This is a genomic window from Vibrio sp. T9 (genome assembly GCF_003123985.1).
In the GTDB taxonomy this organism is placed as follows: domain Bacteria; phylum Pseudomonadota; class Gammaproteobacteria; order Enterobacterales; family Vibrionaceae; genus Vibrio; species Vibrio diabolicus.
Genome location: NZ_NIGY01000003.1, coordinates 422,942 through 443,060 on the forward strand (window position 1 = coordinate 422,942; position 20,119 = coordinate 443,060).

Genomic DNA, 20,119 nt, shown 5'->3' on the forward strand with positions numbered 1-20,119 from the left:
GTCATCTTCAGGAGAGGAAAATGAGATTACGTCGTCAGGTAGCGATCGCAATTACAACAGCATGGGTGTCCTCAGCGTTTTTTTCCGGTGAAGCCTGGGCCGCACAGCAAACGATTAATTACTCTAATGGTTCAGGTTCCAATTTTAGTGAGGTGGAGACAGGCGTCACTGGGGGTATGCCCTCGGTCACTCTTACCAATGCAGGTGCTGTGTCTATGGTATTAGATGCCGGCAATAGCACTGATAGCACTCCGTTTACTGGCCTAAATGACCTCGGGTTTGTAGCTGGTGTTTTTTTCTCAAATACCATGATTAATGAGTTCAACAATCGTGGCTTCCGCTTTTTTGAGCGATCAAGTACTAACTTCAGTTTCGACGAAATTACCTTTATGCAGGGGTCGGCCCGAGACTCAGATAAAACGTATCAACTTGTGTTAACTGGCTTCTCTAATAATACTCAAACAGTGACCGAAACTGTCACCTTGCCAAAAGGTGGTGAAGCAAACTCAGGGTTACAGGATTTGTTTACCCTGACCCGTGGTACAGACTTTACTGATTCTGCATGGCAGGACGTTGATACAGTGACTATGGCGTTTACCCGAAGTCCGGGTGCTGACTCTCGTTATCTTATCAAAAGTATCAAGATTGATGACGCTGCGGTTTCAGACTCAACCGCGCCTACTTTTGTCAGTGCGAGCTCAACCCCCACTGATGATGCAACCAATGTTTCTGTTAGCAACAACATCGAGATTGCCTTTGATGAGAATATTGAGCTGAAGAACGGCAATATTACCATTCGTAATGTTACAGACAGTCGCGACTTTGAAGTATTTAATGTTGCCACCGAAAGCGATGGCACAACAACATCACCAGGCGCTGGCCGAATCAGTGTTACCAACGATAAAGTTTACTTAAACCCAACCAGTGATCTGATAGGAAACCGGACTTACGCCATTCATATTGAATCCAGTGCCGTGGCTGACACCGCAAATAATAGCTTTGCTGGGATCAGCGATGATGCCACATTTAACTTTACTACGGTCGATACCACGCCAAATGCGCCATCTACACCCGATTTAGATGCTAGTTCGGATACCGGATCATTAAATACTGATAATATTACCAGTGACACTACTCCAACGTTTAGTGGGATTTCCGAGAGTGGATCGATCGTTACTTTATACAGTGATCAAGTCGGTGGAGGTGCAACGGTTATTGGTACAGGCACTGCTACTGGAGGAAACTGGCAGATAACAACCAATGAGTTGGCGTCTGGTATTACACATGCAATAAGTGCTAAAGCGTCTGATAGCGATGATAATGTTAGCTCGGCATCCAACGCGTTAAGTGTCACCATTGATACAGTAGCACCATCCGTAGTGAGCATTACCACGCCGATTGAGGCTGATAGTATCGTCAACGCTGCAGAAGACAACGATGTGCTTATCGCTGGCTCCGGCGCGGAAGCAGGCAACAGCGTGACCGTGACTATCACAGACAATAACAGCTCTGTCAGTCGTACGGTGACGGCCGACAACTCAGGCAACTGGACGCTGAGCGGCAGCGAGCTGGATATCAGTGGCCTGAACAATGGTACCCTGACGGTGTCTGCAACCCAAGCTGATATAGCAGGTAATATCTCCACCGCAGCCACACAGAGCATTACCCTGGACAATGCTGCCCCATCAGCAGTGACCATCACCACGCCGATTGAAACCGACGGTATCGTCAATGCGACAGAAGATAACGATGTGTTGATCGCTGGCTCCGGCGCGGAAGCAGGCAACAGCGTGACCGTGACCATCACGGACAATAACAGCTTTGTCAGTCGTACGGTGACGGCCGACAACTCAGGCAACTGGACGTTGAGCGGCAGCGAGCTTGATGTAAGTGCGTTTAACAACGGCACCTTGACTGTGTCTGTAACCCAAGCGGATACCGCAGGTAATACTTCCACCGCCGCCACCCAGAGCATTACCCTGGATAACGCCGCACCATCAGCTGTGACCATCACCACGCCGATTGAAACTGATGGCATCGTCAATGCGGCAGAAGACAACGACGTGCTGATTGCTGGCTCCGGCGCGGAAGCAGGCAATAGCGTGACCGTGACCATCACGGACTACAGCAATTATGCCAGTCGTACGGTGACGGCCGACAACTCAGGCAACTGGACGTTGAGCGGCAGTGAGCTTGATGTAAGTGCGTTTAACAACGGCACCCTGACGGTCGCGGCTAGCCAGAGCGATGCTGCAGGCAACACCTCCAGTGCAGATAGCAAAACATTTACGTTAGATAACGTGCAGCCAACTGTTTCTTTGAGCAGCTCAGACCTCGATTTGATCTCTGGCGAAATGGCGAGTGTCACGTTCACCTTAAGTGAGTCATCAAGTGACTTTGCTGAGTCAGATGTCACCGTCACTGGCGGCAGTTTGTCCAACTTTGCAGGCAGTGGTAGCAGTTACACGGCGACCTTTACACCAACGGAAGAGAGTGTGGCGAGCGGCACCATTGATGTTGCCACCGGCACATTTACCGATGCCTCTGGTAACAGCAATAGTGCAGCAACACCACTTTCCATCAGCGTCGATACTATGCTTCCAACCGTCAGTATCACTAGCTCCAGCGCTGCGCTGAAAGCGGGTGAAACGACAACACTCACGTTTACCTTGAGTGAAGCCGCAACTGATTTTGCCGAAGCCGATGTGACCGTTGCTGGCGGAACTCTTTCTAACTTTGCGGGCAGTGGCGCCAGTTACACGGCTACCTTTACACCTGCAGAAGAAAGCACTGAGGATGCAACTATTGATGTTGCAGCAGAGCAATTTAGCGACGCTGCAGGAAACCTCAATACTGCAGCGACTCAGTTGTTGATTTCAGTGGATACGGGGATCCCGACTGGACATAGCATCAGCATTGATCAGGAGAGCATTAACAAAACCAACGAACAAGCGATAAGCTTTACCTTCGCAGCAGCTGAAGTGAACGCAATGTTCACTTATAGCGTGACCGACGGTACCACGACCATTGACGGCGCTAGTCAAACAATCTCCTCGGAGACCATGCAAGTAACGGGCATTGACGTCACTGGTTTGCAAGAGGGGACGTTGACAGTAAGCGTGGTGGTAACCGATGCCGCAGGCAACGCATCTGATGCAGTGACGGATACGGTGACTAAACGCTATGATGTCGCGCCAACGGCAGTTGATGATAGCTTCTCGACTGAGGAAGATACGGCGAAACAATTTGATCTGTTAGCCAACGATTCCGATATTAATGATGACATGGTCGCTTCTTCTGCAACGATTAAAACGCAACCAATTAAAGGTCAGGTGTCGATCAGCAACGGCGTTGTTACCTATACGCCAAATAGTAATGAGACAGGCACGGATAGCTTTACCTATACCGTGAAAGATGCCCTGTTACAGGAGTCACAAGACGCGACAGTAACCGTAACTATCAAGGCTATAAATGATGCGCCAGTCGCGAAAGCGCTGACCATTAACACTGACGAAGATACCGCAAGCGCAGCAGTCACCGCGCGCAGTCAAGCGAAGGATGTTGAAGATGGCATCCCAACGGGTGATTTAGCGTTAGTTAGTTTGCCTCAAAAAGGACAAGTCGCCATTGATCAAGCTGTAGGCACTTTTGTATATACGCCGAATGCGAATGAAAATGGTAGCGACAGTTTTACTTACACGATCGCAGACAGTGAAGGCGGCGTTTCTCTTGCGGCCACGGTCAACGTCAATATCGGTTCCGTCAATGACTCACCAGTGGCGGAGGCAGACAGTTTTACCTTTGATGAAGATGTCACATCGATACTCGATGTTTTAAGTAACGACAGTGATATTGAAGATGGGTCATTCACCGCGAGTAGTATTACCCTGCAAGATCTTGGTCAAGGAGAGGGGGGGTACAGTTTTGCCTCGGTCAGTGTCAATGCCGATGGGACCTTAAAGATTGTGCCAACAGCGAACGTTAATGGTCAACATAGCTTTACCTACACGTTAACCGATAGTGGTCAAGCAGTCTCCGTGCCAGCAACCGTCACGCTCAATATTACGCCAGTGAATGATGCCCCCGTTGCTGTTGATAACAGTGCACAACTACTAGAGGGAGGCTCCTTCGAGGTCAACGTATTAGGCAATGATAGTGATGCCGATGTTGGAGACAGTTTTGAACTCACTAGTGTCACAGTCGTCGATACGCCAGCACATGGCAGTGTGAACGTGACGGCGTCTGGAGCGATTGTTTACAACCCCAATGAAAACTACTTCGGTGAAGACAGCTTCACCTATACGGTGGCAGACTTAGCAGGTGCTGTATCTAACGTCGCAACAGTGACCATGACGGTAACACCAGTCAACGACGCACCAATGGCGCAAGCACAGTCACAAACGCTTGATGAAGACAATAGTTTGGTGATCACGCTGGTTGGTTCAGATATTGATAACGATGATGACACTCTGCAGTATCTTATCACTGAGCAAGTCAGTCATGGCGTGCTAGAGCAGTTGACCAATAATGGTTGGCGCTATACACCAGAAGCGAACTTCAATGGCTCCGACTTCTTCTTGTTCAAGGTCAACGACGGTGATCTAGACTCGACAGAGGTTCGTGTCGATTTGACGGTTAATGCAGTCAACGATACACCAACCGCGACCGATATCAGTGCTACGGGAGAGGAAGAGATACCGCTGACCATTATTTTAAATGGTAACGATGCAGAAGGCTCATCTTTGAGCTATCAAATTGTAAAATCACCAGTCAACGGTAATGTTACCGTCACAGGCAATCACGCGGTTTATACGGGTAACAGTAACTTCTTTGGTCAGGACAGTTTCACTTACAGCGTAAGTGACGGAGAACTTACCTCTGGAGTGGCGTTAGTGACCATCACAGTGAATAACGTTAATGACTCGCCAGTGATTACGGGTACTCCATCGGCACAAGTGGATGAAGATAGTGTGTATCAGTTTGTGCCCGCCGCATTGGATAATGACCCAGCGGATACTCTGACCTACTTGATAGCTAACAAGCCACCTTGGGCTACATTTGACAAGACAACAGGAGCACTTTCTGGCACGCCAAGTAACAGTGATGTGGGTACTTATCCAGATATCGTGATTAGCGTATCCGATGGTACTATTTCTTCCTCATTGTCAGCGTTTTCGATTACTGTGAATAACGTGAATGATGCACCTGTTATCTCTGGCTCACCAGCAACACAAGTGAATGAAGACAGCGCCTATCTGTTCATGCCACAAGTGTCAGATGTTGACAGCCAAGCCTTTACTTTCAGTATCGTGAACAAGCCATCTTGGGCTAGCTTTGATGCATCAACAGGCACGCTCAGTGGTACACCAGGTAATGGTGATGTTGGCAAATATCAGGGCATTGTTATCTCGGTATCTGATGGTCTCACGACCACAATGCTCAATAGATTCAGTATTGTGGTTAACAATGTCAATGACGCGCCAGTGATCAGTGGCACTCCTGCTCTTACCGTCAACGAAGGCAGTACGTATCGCTTTGCGCTGCAGGCATCGGATGTTGATAGTAGTAGCTTGAGCTTTTCAATCCGCAATAAACCATCATGGGCAACCTTTGATAGATCTACTGGGTTGCTAAGTGGTACGCCGGAAAATGAGCATGTTGGCAGCACCAATAATATTGTTATTAGTGTCTCTGACGGTGAGCTAAGCGCTTCTCTAGCAGCGTTTAGCATCACGGTAATCAACGTCAATGATGAACCAATGGCAGTTAATGATACCTATGTCTTTACCGAGAGTAACGATGGTAGCTACTTATTGGATGTACTTAGCAACGACAGCGATATTGATCTAGACACATTACAACTGGAATGGGTTAAACCTACATCTGGAACGGCAACGATTATGGGCAGTCAAATCCAATTGGTAACGACGTCAATTGGTACAGTGACAGTGCAATACAGTGTAAAAGATGGTAATGGTGGAAAGGCCACCGCGAAAGCAATCGTGACCATTAAAAGTGCGAAATTGGACGCACCAACAATAACCGCACCTTCAGATATTGAAGTGAAAGCAACTTCGCTCTTTACTAAAGTTGCATTAGGCTCTGCCGTGGCCCGAGATAGTACAGGCAAGCTATTACCTGTTTCATTGGTCGACAGCACGACCTTCTTCCGACCTGGAACTAATACGGTCTATTGGCGTACTCAAGACTCTGATGGAAACGTCGCTGAGGCTAGTCAAACGGTAACAGTGTATCCACTGATAAGTATCTCCAAAGATGCGCAAACCACGGAAGGCACCAACCATAGCGTAACGATACACCTTAACGGCCCTTCGCCGAGTTACCCAGTAGTCGTACCTTACACGGTTTCAGGAAGCACAGACAGTGATGACCACACACTCACCTCTGGCGAAGTGGTGATAACTAGTGGTACCGAAGGCAAACTTTCGTTCGAACTACTTAATGATGGACAAAGTGAAGGCGTTGAAACCTTAGTGATTGATTTGGACAGCACCCTTAATCTAGGTAGTAAGCGTCGTTACACCTTGACAATCTTTGAAGAGAATGTGGCTCCGAAGGTCTCGGTAAGTGTATCTCAGGCGGGGGAGCAGCGGAGCCAAATTGAAAATGGTGTTGAACCGGTCACAATCACAAGCAGTGTTAATGATGCCAATATGTCCGATATACACAGTTTCAGATGGACTAGTGATAGCGATGTACTTAACCAAGCGATTGAGGGGCAGATGTACAGCGAAACATTGACTTTCTCTCCGCAATTACTGAGTTCAGCAATTTACAATTTGCAATTGACAGTTACTGACAATGGCACTCCACCATTATCAGTGACACGGAATGTCTATTTAGAAGTGGTACAAACATTGGCGGAGCTCGGAAGTGAAGATAGTGATGGCGACTTAATCCCGGATGATCAAGAAGGTCATAATGATAGTGATGGTGATGGCATTCCTGACTATCTTGACGCAATTTCTGACTGTAACGTAATTCAACAGGTTGTGTCAGAAAAAGATCGCTTCCTCATTGAGGGGCAGCCAGGTGTCTGTTTACGCAAAGGAATAACCATTCTGACTAACACAACAGGAGGAGCTTTATTGCTGGATGAGGAGCTTCCTAAAGATATCAACATGAAGAGCATAGGGGGAATCTTTGATTTTGTAGTAACTAATTTGCCGCTGCCCGGCCAAAGCTATCAATTAGTTTTGCCTCAGCGTTTACCTGTTCCAGCAAATGCAGTGTACCGAAAGTATAACGCTGAACAGGGGTGGATAGACTTTATTGAGGATGCTCAAAACACAGTTTCTTCTAGTTCTGGCGAGGCTGGTTATTGTCCGCCACCAGGGCACAGTTCATGGTCACAGGGTCTGACTGAAGGTGACTGGTGTGTACAACTTACCATTGAAGACGGTGGTCCGAACGATGATGACGGATTGGCTAATGGCAGTGTCGTTGACCCTGGCGTCGTTGCCGCTCGTGTAAACAATAATGCACTTCCTCAAGCGATTGACGACAATGCGTTTGTTAGTCTCAATGGTACGGTGACGCTCGATGTATTGAGCAATGATACCGATGCTGATGGTGATGGGCTGAAGGTAAGTCGCGCTTCTGTAGATATTGGTAGTGTTAGTGTGGTTGATAACAAACTAAGTTATGTCACTCAACCACAGTACTACGGGGAGGTTTTGATCACTTATAGCGTAACGGATGGTAATGGTGGAACGGGATCGGCGAAGGTGACGGTGAATGTGGTAAACAGTCAGAATCCGAATGCGGTGGACGATAATATTACCACCGATGATCGTACCCCTGTCACGGTTTATGTCCTTGCTAACGATATCGATCCGGATAACGACACATTGAAGTTGGTTTCAGTCCAAGCGCAGTATGGGCAGGTGGTCATGAATGCAGATCAGAGCGTGACCTATACCCCTACCTCAGGGTTTGAAGGCAATGATGTGTTGACATATATCATTCAAGATAGCCAAGGCCTGCAAGACACAGGGAAAGTTATAGTGACAGTTAAGTTGGTAAGAGATGTAAAGGTTGAAAATACTTCAGCAGGATCATTGGGTAGCATGGTGTTGATGCTTTTGATTTTGTTAGGAGCCATGCAACGTTATGGAAGAAACAGTGCTCTAGCACTAATTGCTGTGTTTAGTTTTAGTAGTCAAGCGGGTTGGTATGTTGATGTTCAAATGGGGTCAAGCCATGCAGATGAGCGTGATGCTGTTAAAGGTGATAACGTAATTTCTACTGACAACACCGGGCTCTACCGCTCTATCGGGTTTGGATATACTTTTTCTGAGCAATGGTCAGGAACTATTCGTTATATAGATATGGGTGAAGGTAGTGCAACATTGCGTAGTGCGACTACTTCACCAGAAGACTATCACACCAGTGTCGCATCTATAGCACCACTCCTTGTTAAGGGCATAGGCTTCGACATCGGTTATAAGTTCTGGCAATACAATTCATGGTCCGCAAAACTGAGTTTGGGGGGCTTGTTCTGGGATACCGATATTGAAAGTACGTATCAAGGCAGCAAGATAACGACGGAAGTGGATGGTTTTGATGGATATATTGGTGCAGAAGTTGGCTACAACCTCTCAGATAATTGGGAGATCGGTGTCCAAGGCGCTCGTTATTTTTTACATGAAAATGATGTTGATATAATTGCGCTACAACTTCGTTATTTTTTTGAGCCGTTAGCAGCGTATTAACTTATGGTTTGGTATTTTTCGATAATTTATATCCCAATTGCTCATGAAGCGGTATGGTAAATCACTGGAGATTAATGTCGTGATTGTGCTCTTTATTATGTAGATCAATAGTCCATGAAAAATCCTTAATTATCTTGAGGTCTTTTCTTCTTTAACATCTAGGGAAAGATAGTGATTGATAGAGTGTTAAGCAGAACTTACTATCCGTTCGATATTAGAAAAATAAGGTTCATTGAATACTAGATGTGAACTTAAAAGAAGATGATTTACGTAATAGTGTTGCTGGGGGCGCTGAAAATGTCAGCGTGATACGTCGCTTTACTTTGAACCTAGTACGTTTACAGTCGAAGAAATATAGTTTTGGGGCTGAAGCAAACCAAGCGGGTTATAGCGACACAATTCGTAGTGAACCCTTATTGAGTTGAAAAGCGTTCCAAGCTCGCAGTTGCTCTGACTCTGCTGGTGATAACACGACGATAAATTGATACCTATCAAAACGATAATTTGATATTGCCTCTTCATAAATCTATTGCTTTTTAAGTTTATGATATTTTTGAAGAGGCAATTTTATATCTGCTTTAATCCAATACTGATTGAATAATATCAAATGCTTTTTCTATTTTTGGGGTAGGGATAATGCCAAACCCAAATAAGAGGGCATTAGAATGATTGTTGATAGAAAAATGCGATGATGGGTAAACCGCTACATTGGATGAAGCAAGCTTATTCATCATTTGTGTCGCGCATCCCGATACTTCAGCTGCTATATGCAATCCACCTTGGCTTGGAATACGTTGTAAGCAATCTATGTTGTCAATTAATTGAGTGAGTTTATGATACCTTTCGCTATAGATTTTATTCATATTGAGTAAATGGTGAGAGAAATGACCGTCACGCATGAATTCGTCAAGTAGGATTTGAGACACTACAGATGTACTTCTTCCCAAGTGCCATAACATATTTGAAATTGGCTCTATTAAAGATTTTGGCGGAATCATATAGCCAATGCGTATGCCGGGAAATAGTATTTTAGAGAAACTGCCTATCATTATGACGCAGTCATTTTTGTCTTGTGACTTCAGAGCTTGCTTACTGGTATTGAGATAGTGATATTCCGCATCATAATCATCTTCGATAATGATTGCGTTATTAAATTCTGCCCACCTCAACAGTTCTAACTTTCTTTCGACGGAGTAGCTAAAGCCTAAAGGGAACTGATGACTAGGCGTTGTATAAATAATTTTGCTATTAGAAGGGATTGATTCAACGACAACGCCTTGGTTGTCCATCGGTACGGTGCCTATTTGCGCGCCAAGCAATCGAGCTTGATTTCGAAAAACAGGATATCCTGGATCTTCCGTCGACACGAGGTCCCCCGGAGAGAGTAATGTAAGGAGAGTCGTCATTATTGCCTGCTGGCATCCTTGCGTAATGATGATGTCTTCAGGATCACAGATTACGCCTCTCGAATGTCTTACATACTCGCAGATAGACTCTCGTAAACAAGCTAACCCTTGCAAATCAACACCATGTGCAAACTCTGGAGTTAATGCATTGAGCCTACTCAGTCTTGAGTGTCGCCAAATGTGCTTTGCTATTCTCTGATGATCAGGAACGCCTAAAGTGAAGCCATAGTCTAGATTCTTTGGTGCGATGATCTCTGGCTTCTTCGCTGCGTTAGTGCCAAACACCCCTAGTTGGTAGTGTTTTATTGGTCTTTTATCTTGATTCACCGTTTGTTCTAGAGCATTACTTACGTACGTGCCAGACCCTGCCTTTTTTACTATCCACCCCTCGAACTGAAGTCGCTCATACACCGAAATGACAGTGTTTCTTGCTATGCCTAACTTTTTAGACAACATGCGAGTCGACGGTAATCTCTCATTTGAGCGTAATCTGCCTTCTAATATCCCTTGGTATATCTCGGAATAAAGCTGTTGGCTGGTGACTTTTCCAGTTTCGAAGTGTAGTGAAAATGGCATCGTTTTCTCTGTAGACGTTGAAAAGTGGTTCTAAAGCGTTGTGAGGATGTGGATCTGTATATACCAAGTATATCTGCCTAGTATACCGTTATCTTGGTATGGAAAAAGCGCATTTGAGTACACTATTTCCCCATTTTGCAAACGGATGTTACTCACATTCGTATCTAATCGGCCTACCTATCAACGGTGATCAGGTTTAAACCTGTTTATATCGCGCTAAAAATTTGAAGACACAGTGTTATTCAACGGGGGTTAACGATTGGAGTTCTTCAAGTCAGGATTACTTTTATATAAAAAGTTAAAAGCCTTGGAATAAACTAGAAATTAATTATAAGTGAAAATTAACAATAGAGGGTTCAATGAAATTAAACAATGCCTTGGTGGCTATTTTATCGCTCACTTCTTTCGTCACGTTTGCGAAAACGGAGTTAACGGTTAGCAGTCAATTAAAGAGCGTAGTTGATGAATGTGCTAAAGGATTAATGAACGAATACGATATTCCGGGGTTGGCTGTTGCAGTAACGATTGATGGTAAGCGTTATTTTTACAATTACGGTTTCGCTGACGAAAGTAAGGGGAGTTTAGTCACTAACGACACAATTTTTGAACTCGGCTCTATCAGTAAAACTTTTGCCGCTACTTTGACTGGGTACGCCCAAGCAAAAGGTAAGCTGAACATGGATGACAAGGTCAAAGATTACATTCCGGAATTAGAAAATAGTGTCCTGGGTAATACCAAGCTAGTTCATGTCGCAACCTACACTGCAGGTGGTCTACCATTGCAATTCCCTAGCGAAGTAACGAACGACGCTGAAATGATGCAGTACTACAAAACGTGGAAACCGGAGTACGAAGCCGGTACTAAGAGGAAGTACTCAAACCCTAGTATTGGTCTATTTGGTTACATCGGTGCCTTGAGTATGAAGTCAGACTATACGGAAATGATGGAGACCCTCATCCTACCTGAGCTCGGTATGACCAATACGTTTGTCGATGTACCAAAGGATAAGCTTAACAACTATGCTTTTGGTTATAGTTCTGAGGGAAAACCCGTTAGAGTTAATCCAGGTATTCTTGATGCACAAGCCTATGGTATTAAATCAACAAGCTTAGATATGCTTCAATATATCGAAGCAAATATGGGTCAAGCGCAACTTAATTCTGATATAGAAAATGCGCTAGAGCGAACTCATACTAAGTATTTTGATACCGACACGTTTACACAAGCCGTAGGATGGGAAGGTTATGATTACCCCGTTTCACTTTCGCAATTATTGAAGGGTAACTCCAGCGATGTAATTCTCAACGCTAAACCGGTTCAAGCAAGTGTATCCGGTACTCTCGGTCGTGACGTTTGGTATAACAAAACGGGTTCAACAGGTGGCTTTGGGGCATATGTTGCATATGTACCCTCTGAAAAAATAGGCATAGTGATTCTAGCGAATAAAAACTACCCTAATGCAGAAAGAGTAGAGGCTGCTTACAATATTATTAGCTCGGTGGTGAAGTAAATTTTAGTGGTAATAGGAACTACGTAATTATTAGAGCTTATTTAGATACATACTATCTGTAGTGTTTTATTCGATAGTATTTATAGGAGTATTCATGAAAACTAAGCATTGGTCTAAGGTGACTTTGCTACATGAAGTTGTTACGAACCCAAATATAACGATTAAAGGTAAACATAGTTATTACAGTGATTGTTGGGACGCCGGTTTTGAGGAGTCCGTTGTAAGATATCTACAAGGCGATGAGTTCAGCCGAGATTGGGAACCAAAATGGAAGATTGATAAGTTACATATAGGTGACTTTGTCTGCATTGCAGCGGAAGTTGTGATTGTTATGGGGGGAAATAGTACACATAGAGCTGATTGGTTCTCCTTGTACCCATTTATGGACTTTATTGAAGAAGCGTACGTCGGGAAAGGAGATACTCACATTGGCGATGGTGCCTGGCTCGGTATGCGATCCATGATAATGCCGGGTGTGACTATCGGAGAAGGAGCAATCGTTGCGGCAAACAGCGTGGTGACGAAAGATGTTGAGCCTTACAGCATGGTTGCAGGCTCACCAGCTAAGCATATCAAATATCGCTTTTCTCGCGAGACGATAGACGAACTGCTCGCCCTTAGGATATATGATTGGCCTGATAAGAAAATCGACAGTCTGAAGAGGTTGTTATGTTCAGACGATTTAGAAGGGCTGAAAAAGGCAAGCGCTGAATACGATAGAAACCATTCAGAAGAGTGACGATGTCACTATTTTAAAAAACAGAAGAGGCTCATTATAGAGCCTCTTTTTAGTGTGATGGATCTCTGCAACCACCACACTTCCTTATCAACTCATCATTCAGCAAGTCGCCAACTAGAATCGGAAACCTTTTAGTTTCATCTTTGCAGGGAAGGTTACCTCAATAGCTGGCTCTTTCAATTGTTAGCAGAGACGCTCATAACTGTTTTGTTTGAGCAATTCGGTTAAGTCGCCTTGACCATATTTTAGAGTTGCTTGGTGTTTTTGATGTCGAATGACCTGATCAAAAGTAGGTCGAGTCACTGAACGAAAAACGCCCACGGGTACGGGAAAGTCTGGATAGCTCAAGTTAGCAAGCGCATAAGCATAGTATGACTCCTCGCATTGACTGGAGTGGAGCAAAAGGTTCGGGGCCTCTGATTCGACAATCTCGAAACCAAACCCTCTATTGATCAACGCTTTTGAGTGTGTTTTACCAAACAATAACGGTTCATTATCTGAGAGATAAAGTAGATGTTCGCTTCTATTAGCTGGGCCGTTGTAAGGTTCGTGCACTTTATCGTTAAAAATGACGCAGTTTTGCAGGATTTCAACTACAGCAGTGCCCGAATGCGCGGCGGCTGCCTCTAACACCATCGTCATGTGTGTAGGATCATTGTCTGATGTTCGTGCTATGAACGTAGCACCTGCGGATGCTGCTAATGCCAGAGGTTTAAGCGCTTGATCGGGAGAACCTTCAGGACTCGACTTAGAAATGAAGCCCTGTTCGCTTGTCGGGGAAAATTGGCCTTTGGTCAGTCCATAGACAGCATTATTAAAAAGCAAAATTTTAATGTCTTGGTTGCGTCGAATCGCGTGAATAAAGTGATTACCGCCAATACTCAGTGCGTCACCATCGCCAGTTACAACCCAAACATCTAACTCTGGATTGCTCGCTTTTACACCAGTAGCGATGGCAGGGGCACGGCCGTGAATCGTATGAAATCCATAAGTATCGAGATAATAAGGAAAACGAGATGAGCAGCCAATCCCTGAGATGAATACGGTGTTCTCTTTAGTTCGACCTAATCGTGCTAGAACGGATTGCATCGTTTTTAATACGTTAAAATCACCACAGCCTCGACACCATTTGACTTCAACATCAGATGCGAAATCTTTGCGGTTGAGTACCTTAGTCGTCATTTTTAATATCCTTCAGGTGGTGGTTAATAGACTCAATGACCTCGTGAACTTTGAATGGTAACCCCTTAACTTGGGTTACGGAGCGTGCAGAAATGGCATATTGTGAGCGAATCACTTTGACGAGTTGTTGGTTATTCAACTCAAAAACAAGCACATGTTTGAATTGGCTAATGATCTCTTCCAAATTGCTTGGAAACGGGTTTAGATACTTAATATGGGCGTGGGCAACCGATGCGCCTTGCTTTCTCAGATGCTCAATTGCGGTCGACACAGAACCTTGCGTGCCTCCCCAACTTAGCACTAGCAGTGAGTCTAGAGTACTGCCTGTTAGTGTTTGTTTGGGGATGAAATGGCAGATGTTATTTATTTTTTTTGCTCTTTCATCAGTCATGCGCTGGTGGTTTTCAGGATCATGAGAAGGGTTGCCTGTAATCGCTTGCTTTTCCAATCCTCCAATGCGATGCATTTTCTCTTTTGTACCAGGCGTGACCCACTCTCTGCTGTAATACACGTCATCACGGGCATAGGGATAAAACGGGCTTATGTTTGCTTTTGCTGCCTCGGCAGTGAGCTTAATCTCATCAGGGTTGGGCACGAGCCAAGATTCGGAGCCGTTTGCTAAGTAACCGTCACTCAATAAGATCACTGGCGTCATAAATGTAGTGGCAATTCGACATACCTCGATTGCCATATCAAAGCAGTCTGCAGGAGAGGCAGGAGCCAACACTGGGAGTGGTGAATCCCCATTTCTACCATACAAAGACAAAAGCAAGTCTGATTGCTCTGTTTTAGTCGGTAGACCAGTTGAGGGGCCTCCACGTTGTACGTTGATAACAACCATTGGCAACTCCGCCATTACGGCAAGGTTAATGGTCTCTGCTTTCAAACATAATCCAGGGCCAGACGTTGATGTGACTCCTAAACCGCCAGCATAAGATGCGCCTAAAGCTGAACAAGCAGCTGCAATCTCATCTTCTGCTTGGAATGTCGTAACCCCAAAGTGTTGATAGGTTGATAGCGTGTGTAGAATATCTGAGGCGGGTGTTATGGGGTACGAGCCCAAAAATAGCTGGCGTTGGAGTTTTTCTGCTGCGCATATTAACCCAAGCGATAATGCTTCGTTCCCTGAAACAGTACGATACAAGCCAGCTTTATCTGCTACGGGAGCAACCTGAAAACAGTCGCTGAATACTTCGGTTGTTTCGGCATAATTAAATCCCGACTTTATGGCTAAAGTATTTGCCTCTCTCATTTGCGAATTGTCAGCGAATTTATTATTTAGCCATTCAATGGTCGGTTCTAGTGGACGGCTGTAAATCCATAAAACAATACCAAGCATAAAAAAGTTTTTGCTTCGCTTCACTACTTTAGGCGCTATGTTTAACTCAGAAAGAGATTGAACGGTTAAACGCGTAAAACTGTCACTAATCACTCGATAATCTGCGAGGCTACCATCGCTCAATGGGTTAGATTCATAGCCAGCAAGCTCAAGGTTTTTTTTATTAAAACCATCGAGATCAATAAGCACCAAACCGCCTTCAACGAGTTGTGAGATTTTGGTTTTTAATGCAGCGGCATTCAGAGCGATTAAGACTGAAAAATCGTCGCCAGGAGTATAAATCTCTGTTGAGGCAAATTGCATCTGAAAAGCCGATACTCCAGATGTGGTTCCTGCCGGAGCCCTTATCTCAGCTGGATAATCAGGTAACGTCATGACATCGTTTCCTTGTTTCGACGAGTTGTCTGAAAAGCGTTCTCCAAGTAATTGGATACCATCTCCAGAATCGCCAGCAAAACAGATCACTTCGCGTTTAAGTTGAATTATTGTCATTAAAACCTCTTACCGTGTTAGAGCAAGTTCAGTATGTTTCATTGCACTTAATGAGATGCAATGGAATTAAAGGTTGGAGAAAATGCCGTAAGCCCGAGCATTCTGAGTGTAGAGTTAATGGTGTTGGCTTTATTTGTCGTCTCTGAGGTCAGTAGAAATATCCATAGCTAGGTATGCTTTTCCGAAATACTAGAAAAGTTTGCATGACACAAAAATACTTTTTCTGTCATATTAGATGTGATTATTTTTCATTAATTGTGAGCGTTATGGATAAGTTGTCATTAATAAAGTTGTTTGTATCTGTTGTGGACTTAGGGAACTTTACAGCAGTCGCGAATCAATTAGGGCAGTCGCCTTCTACTGTTAGTAAAGCGATTGCTCGCCTAGAACAGGATTTGGGTGTTCGTTTAGTGCACCGTACAACACGTCAACTCCAGCTCACTGAAGCGGGATTTAACTACCTTGAGACGGCAAGAGAAGTGATCAACTTGCTCAAAAGTAGTGAAGAGCAGCTTCATCAAAGTATTGCATCTCCGTTTGGTACACTTCGTGTCAGCCTTCCTTTATCGTTCGGGCAAAACTATATAACTCCGCTGATTCCAGAGTTTTGCGAACGTTACCCTGAAGTGAAGTTGGATCTTAGCTTTTCCGATGAATACACCAGTATATTGGAGAGTGGGATGGACGTTGCTATTCGAAGCGGGAGACTAAATGACAGCAACCTGATTGCGAGGCGATTATGTCCTATTGATATGGGTATGTTTGCCAGTCCGGAGTACATAAAGAAGTTTGGTCGGCCTCAGAGTGTTGAAGCGCTTAACCAGCACAAATGGATAATGTACCGCTATAAACAATCGGGGCGCTTACTTACCTTGACGATGCCTTTAGATGGGCAATTAGTAGAATTTAGTCCTACACATCAAGTGACAGTAGACAATGGTTATGCGATGGCCTCTTTAGCGAGTTTAGGAGCAGGGATTGCACTGATGCCCCAATATCTTGCTCGAGACTTAGTACAGCAAGGTAAACTGATGTTGGTTTCTGAACCTCAAAGAACCGATGGTCAAGGTGTCTATATATACTATCCAAGTCGTAAGTTTGTACCCGCGAAAGTAAAAGTATTTATCGACTATATTATTCATAAACTGGATGAGCAGGGAGAGGCGATCAACAGCAGTTGGATGCTGAACCATTAAAGCTCTTACTGGAGGATGATAGCTTTTTATGAAGTCTAAGCGTGTTACGTGCCACCAAGTTTGCTAAATTCAGTTGTGCCCACAAAAATATTAACTCATGGGTCTGTAAACAAAGATTCGCATCATTAAGAGCCGCATATAGCGGCTCTTTTTATTCTCGATGTATATAATAGTGACTTGGCTGAAACAGTCATAATATAAAATCGGTAATATCACTTGATGATAATGACCAAGCCGTAACTAAAATCCTAGGTAGGGTTCACATATCTCTGGGATCATAGGTTTTCCTAGAGTGTACAAGTGCTTAGTTCCAGATTCTCTTGGGTCAACTAAGCGAGATGAAGTGGACCATAAAATTCCTTTTCCATTACCGTATACTAATGCATCACCTGCAGAGGTGGCACTCTCACCAGTAATTTGTGATATACTTACTTGAGTTATTTTTTCATTAACACGGTCATAATAATACACTTGAGGTCCATAGCCACCAGCAGTGTTATATTCTCTATTTTTTGATGAGAAAGCGATACTTTCAGCATTATTTGATATAGTAGGACTAGAAATGCTATGAATAAGTTTATTGTTTGGTCCTTTTACATATTCAGACATTCCAGTATCTACGTTATAAATTGATAGATAAATGTTTTGGGTAAAGTCTTTATCATTTTCTGTATTTGCTGGTTTTCTAGCTGGATATATTAAGAACTTTCCATCAGGGCTAATTGATGAGTAAAAAGTGCTAGGCTGATGGCTTAAGTCTATCCTAGTTGACTTTATTTTTACCGAACTACTTTTTATTCTATCATATAAATATATTGCAACTTCAGTATCTTGCCCATCATAGACATTGTTTATGTCCATTTGCTCTGTAGAAGTGTATGTCAAATAACGACCATCACTAGAAATGATTCTTGATGGAGATAACCATATATTACCCAAGTTGCCATCTATGTCGATATTTATTACTCTAGATTCTTTATTCTGTATGTCAGTTATTCCAACTACTTTTTCTGTATGGTTTTTTAAACTACTTCCAGTAGAGCAAGGGTATTCGTAGTATGAATATTTTTCATTTATAGGGTAAACGTTAAAATGAGTATGCTTATTTGTGCATTTTCCTTCCATCTCGTCAGGGTATTTTGCAGTAAGTAATTTGTCTTCTAATCTATCCCATATTACTCCACTGTAATCTATCGAGTTGTCAGTATATGTAAAACCAATATATCTCCCGCTTGAGGATATAGCGGGATTTATCATTTTTATATAATTATCTAGACTTGATGGACGCCCTAATCGAGTTGTTTGATTTGTTTCAGTATTTTTTAGGAAATAACCACCATCCATATTGTCATCGGCAAGCGGTATTTTAGGTAATGTGTTGTGAAAAAGTACGTATTTTCCACTATCAGTAATTGACATGCTATGAGGTTTCACGTAGTAGGCTCCGTGACCAGCCGGATTCATATTAGAATCAGAGTTAATGATATACGGAGAAAGTTTTTCCTCATTTTTGATATAGGAGTTCTCGATATTAAAATCAGAAGCATAGGATTGAAAAGCAGAAAAAAATAATAGGGATATTGATAATTGACGCATCGTAGTTCCTCTGTAGTAAACGATCATGTTTATTTGCGACGCATTTTACTTTAAAATTTAAAAATTTATGGTTTATTATATACTCTATAGTTATTCCACTCCTTCATCAGTTCTGCTTTTTCTTTTCTCGCTGCAATCAGCATTTCTATATTAACGTCAGTGTTTGGGTGCTTTTGAATGTATCGCTCGTAATCAACCGGAATACCATTAATGTGCAGTTCAAGGTGTAAATGCGGCCCTGTTGTTCTTCCTGTGTTACCCGTTTTTCCTATCACTTGTCCTCGGCTGATCTTCTCGCCAACGTGGACGTTGCGTTGAGATAAGTGTAGGTAGCGTGATACAGAGCCATTTGTGTGGCGGATATTAATGTAGTTGCCCGCAAAACGGTTGTAACGAGACTTTAAAACGATACCATCAGCAATACTACGAATCGGTGTACCTACTGGTGTTGCATAGTCAGTGCCTAAGTGCGGAGTCGTTATATTAGTTACTGGGTGTGTTCGTTTTAAGTCATAGCCAGAGCTTACTCTGTAGCTTTTATAAAAGGGATCTGAAAATCGGAGTTTATTTTTTATTGACACGCCATGTTCATCAAATATGTTACCTTGCCCATCATTGATAATAAATAAATCGGTTTTACTACCTAAATAGTAAAAAGAACTAATATAGGTTTCATTTCTACTATTTAGCTTAGTTCTCAAGATAAAATGGTCATCTCTCTTAACTGAATCAATAATATTAAAGTTACTTTTAATAAGGGCCAATAGCAAATTAATCTCTTTTTGACTTATCCCTGATTTTAACAATGAAGCGACAAACGAGTACTCAACCACACCTATGGTGATTTTTTGTCTAAGAGTACCCACCTCAAAAGGAGCTTGAACTTCCTCATTCTTGAACTCCAAAGGCTTAACGGTAGGCAGTCTATCCATGGGAGTGAGGATGTGGTGAGAAAGAGACACGCCAATAAAAATGAGTAAGGCAATGGTGAGAAGGGTTGCGGTAGGAGTTCGCACACTCCTTTTTATTATCAAAATAGTCATTAGTTTTGGTGGTTTATCAAGGCTGACAGTTGTGCGTAGAGTATAATATTTTAAATAAAACCTAGCATTAAAGTATGGCTAATTCCTCTGTTTTAACTAAGTGAATAATTATAGGTGATGATTTTAATTTAATAATTTAGTAAAAGTGACGGTTGGCCTGGTGTTTTTGGCTTTTTAAATGGTGTTATTGTCACGTTGAGAAAATATTTTACAATAATATAATCTCGGCAAAATATATTTTGCCAAATTACTATGTTCGCTAAAAATACGCTGAAATTAACATTAGGTCTTACGCTTACATCTC

9 protein-coding genes are annotated in these 20,119 nt (G+C 43.3%); 4 read left to right on the top strand and 5 right to left on the bottom strand.

The genetic code is table 11. From position 1 onward, the window contains the following. Positions 1-20 precede the first annotated feature (20 nt). Complete coding sequence (locus tag CBX98_RS08795) at positions 21-8,735, top strand: Ig-like domain-containing protein (RefSeq protein WP_242446582.1); 8,715 nt, start codon at positions 21-23, stop codon at positions 8,733-8,735. A gap of 578 nt (positions 8,736-9,313) precedes the next feature. Here CBX98_RS08795 and CBX98_RS08805 read toward each other — a convergent pair. Next, complete coding sequence (locus CBX98_RS08805; RefSeq protein WP_109168996.1) at positions 9,314-10,717, bottom strand: PLP-dependent aminotransferase family protein; 1,404 nt, start codon at positions 10,715-10,717, stop codon at positions 9,314-9,316. Positions 10,718-11,076: 359 nt separating this feature from the next. Between CBX98_RS08805 and ampC the strand changes: the two genes are divergently transcribed. Then, complete coding sequence (ampC, locus tag CBX98_RS08810) at positions 11,077-12,228, top strand: class C beta-lactamase (protein WP_109168997.1); 1,152 nt, start codon at positions 11,077-11,079, stop codon at positions 12,226-12,228. Positions 12,229-12,322: 94 nt separating this feature from the next. Then, positions 12,323-12,967 (top strand): CatB-related O-acetyltransferase, encoded by a 645-nt coding sequence (locus CBX98_RS08815; RefSeq protein ID WP_085343962.1) that lies wholly within the window; start codon positions 12,323-12,325, stop codon positions 12,965-12,967. A 183-nt stretch (positions 12,968-13,150) separates the two neighbouring features. Here the strand turns inward: CBX98_RS08815 and CBX98_RS08820 are convergent, their stop codons facing one another. Together CBX98_RS08820 and CBX98_RS08825 are read right to left on the bottom strand one after the other, a co-directional pair. Continuing rightward, positions 13,151-14,149, bottom strand: a complete 999-nt coding sequence (locus tag CBX98_RS08820) for a 2-oxoacid:ferredoxin oxidoreductase subunit beta (protein ID WP_085343961.1) — start codon at positions 14,147-14,149, stop codon at positions 13,151-13,153. Beyond that, positions 14,139-15,980 carry a 2-oxoacid:acceptor oxidoreductase subunit alpha gene (locus CBX98_RS08825; RefSeq protein ID WP_109168998.1) on the bottom strand — a complete coding sequence of 614 codons (1,842 nt, stop codon included), beginning with the start codon at positions 15,978-15,980 and terminating at the stop codon, positions 14,139-14,141. The genes CBX98_RS08820 and CBX98_RS08825 overlap by 11 nt, the downstream gene beginning before the upstream one ends. A 266-nt stretch (positions 15,981-16,246) precedes the next feature. Here CBX98_RS08825 and CBX98_RS08830 point away from each other — a divergent pair, with 266 nt between their 5' ends. Continuing rightward, positions 16,247-17,176 (top strand): LysR family transcriptional regulator, encoded by a 930-nt coding sequence (locus CBX98_RS08830; RefSeq protein WP_006741107.1) that lies wholly within the window; start codon positions 16,247-16,249, stop codon positions 17,174-17,176. Positions 17,177-17,416: 240 nt separating this feature from the next. Here CBX98_RS08830 and CBX98_RS08835 read toward each other — a convergent pair whose 3' ends face one another. Both CBX98_RS08835 and CBX98_RS08840 read right to left on the bottom strand, forming a co-directional pair. After that, a complete protein-coding gene (locus CBX98_RS08835; RefSeq protein WP_109168999.1) occupies positions 17,417-18,772 on the bottom strand; it encodes a hypothetical protein in 1,356 nt (451 codons plus the stop codon). A 65-nt stretch (positions 18,773-18,837) separates the two neighbouring features. Further along, complete coding sequence (locus CBX98_RS08840) at positions 18,838-19,815, bottom strand: peptidoglycan DD-metalloendopeptidase family protein (RefSeq protein WP_109169000.1); 978 nt, start codon at positions 19,813-19,815, stop codon at positions 18,838-18,840. Between the last annotated feature and the right edge of the window lie 304 nt (positions 19,816-20,119).

Excerpts from the sequence above, each read along its gene's own strand:
- CBX98_RS08795 (WP_242446582.1), top strand. The coding sequence starts at position 21 with ATGAGATTACGTCGTCAGGTAGCGATCGCAATTACAACAGCATGGGTG.
- CBX98_RS08805 (WP_109168996.1), bottom strand. The coding sequence starts at position 10,717 with ATGCCATTTTCACTACACTTCGAAACTGGAAAAGTCACCAGCCAACAG.
- ampC (WP_109168997.1), top strand. The coding sequence starts at position 11,077 with ATGAAATTAAACAATGCCTTGGTGGCTATTTTATCGCTCACTTCTTTC.
- CBX98_RS08815 (WP_085343962.1), top strand. The coding sequence starts at position 12,323 with ATGAAAACTAAGCATTGGTCTAAGGTGACTTTGCTACATGAAGTTGTT.
- CBX98_RS08820 (WP_085343961.1), bottom strand. The coding sequence starts at position 14,149 with ATGACGACTAAGGTACTCAACCGCAAAGATTTCGCATCTGATGTTGAA.
- CBX98_RS08825 (WP_109168998.1), bottom strand. The coding sequence starts at position 15,980 with ATGACAATAATTCAACTTAAACGCGAAGTGATCTGTTTTGCTGGCGAT.
- CBX98_RS08830 (WP_006741107.1), top strand. The coding sequence starts at position 16,247 with ATGGATAAGTTGTCATTAATAAAGTTGTTTGTATCTGTTGTGGACTTA.
- CBX98_RS08835 (WP_109168999.1), bottom strand. The coding sequence starts at position 18,772 with ATGCGTCAATTATCAATATCCCTATTATTTTTTTCTGCTTTTCAATCC.
- CBX98_RS08840 (WP_109169000.1), bottom strand. The coding sequence starts at position 19,815 with ATGACTATTTTGATAATAAAAAGGAGTGTGCGAACTCCTACCGCAACC.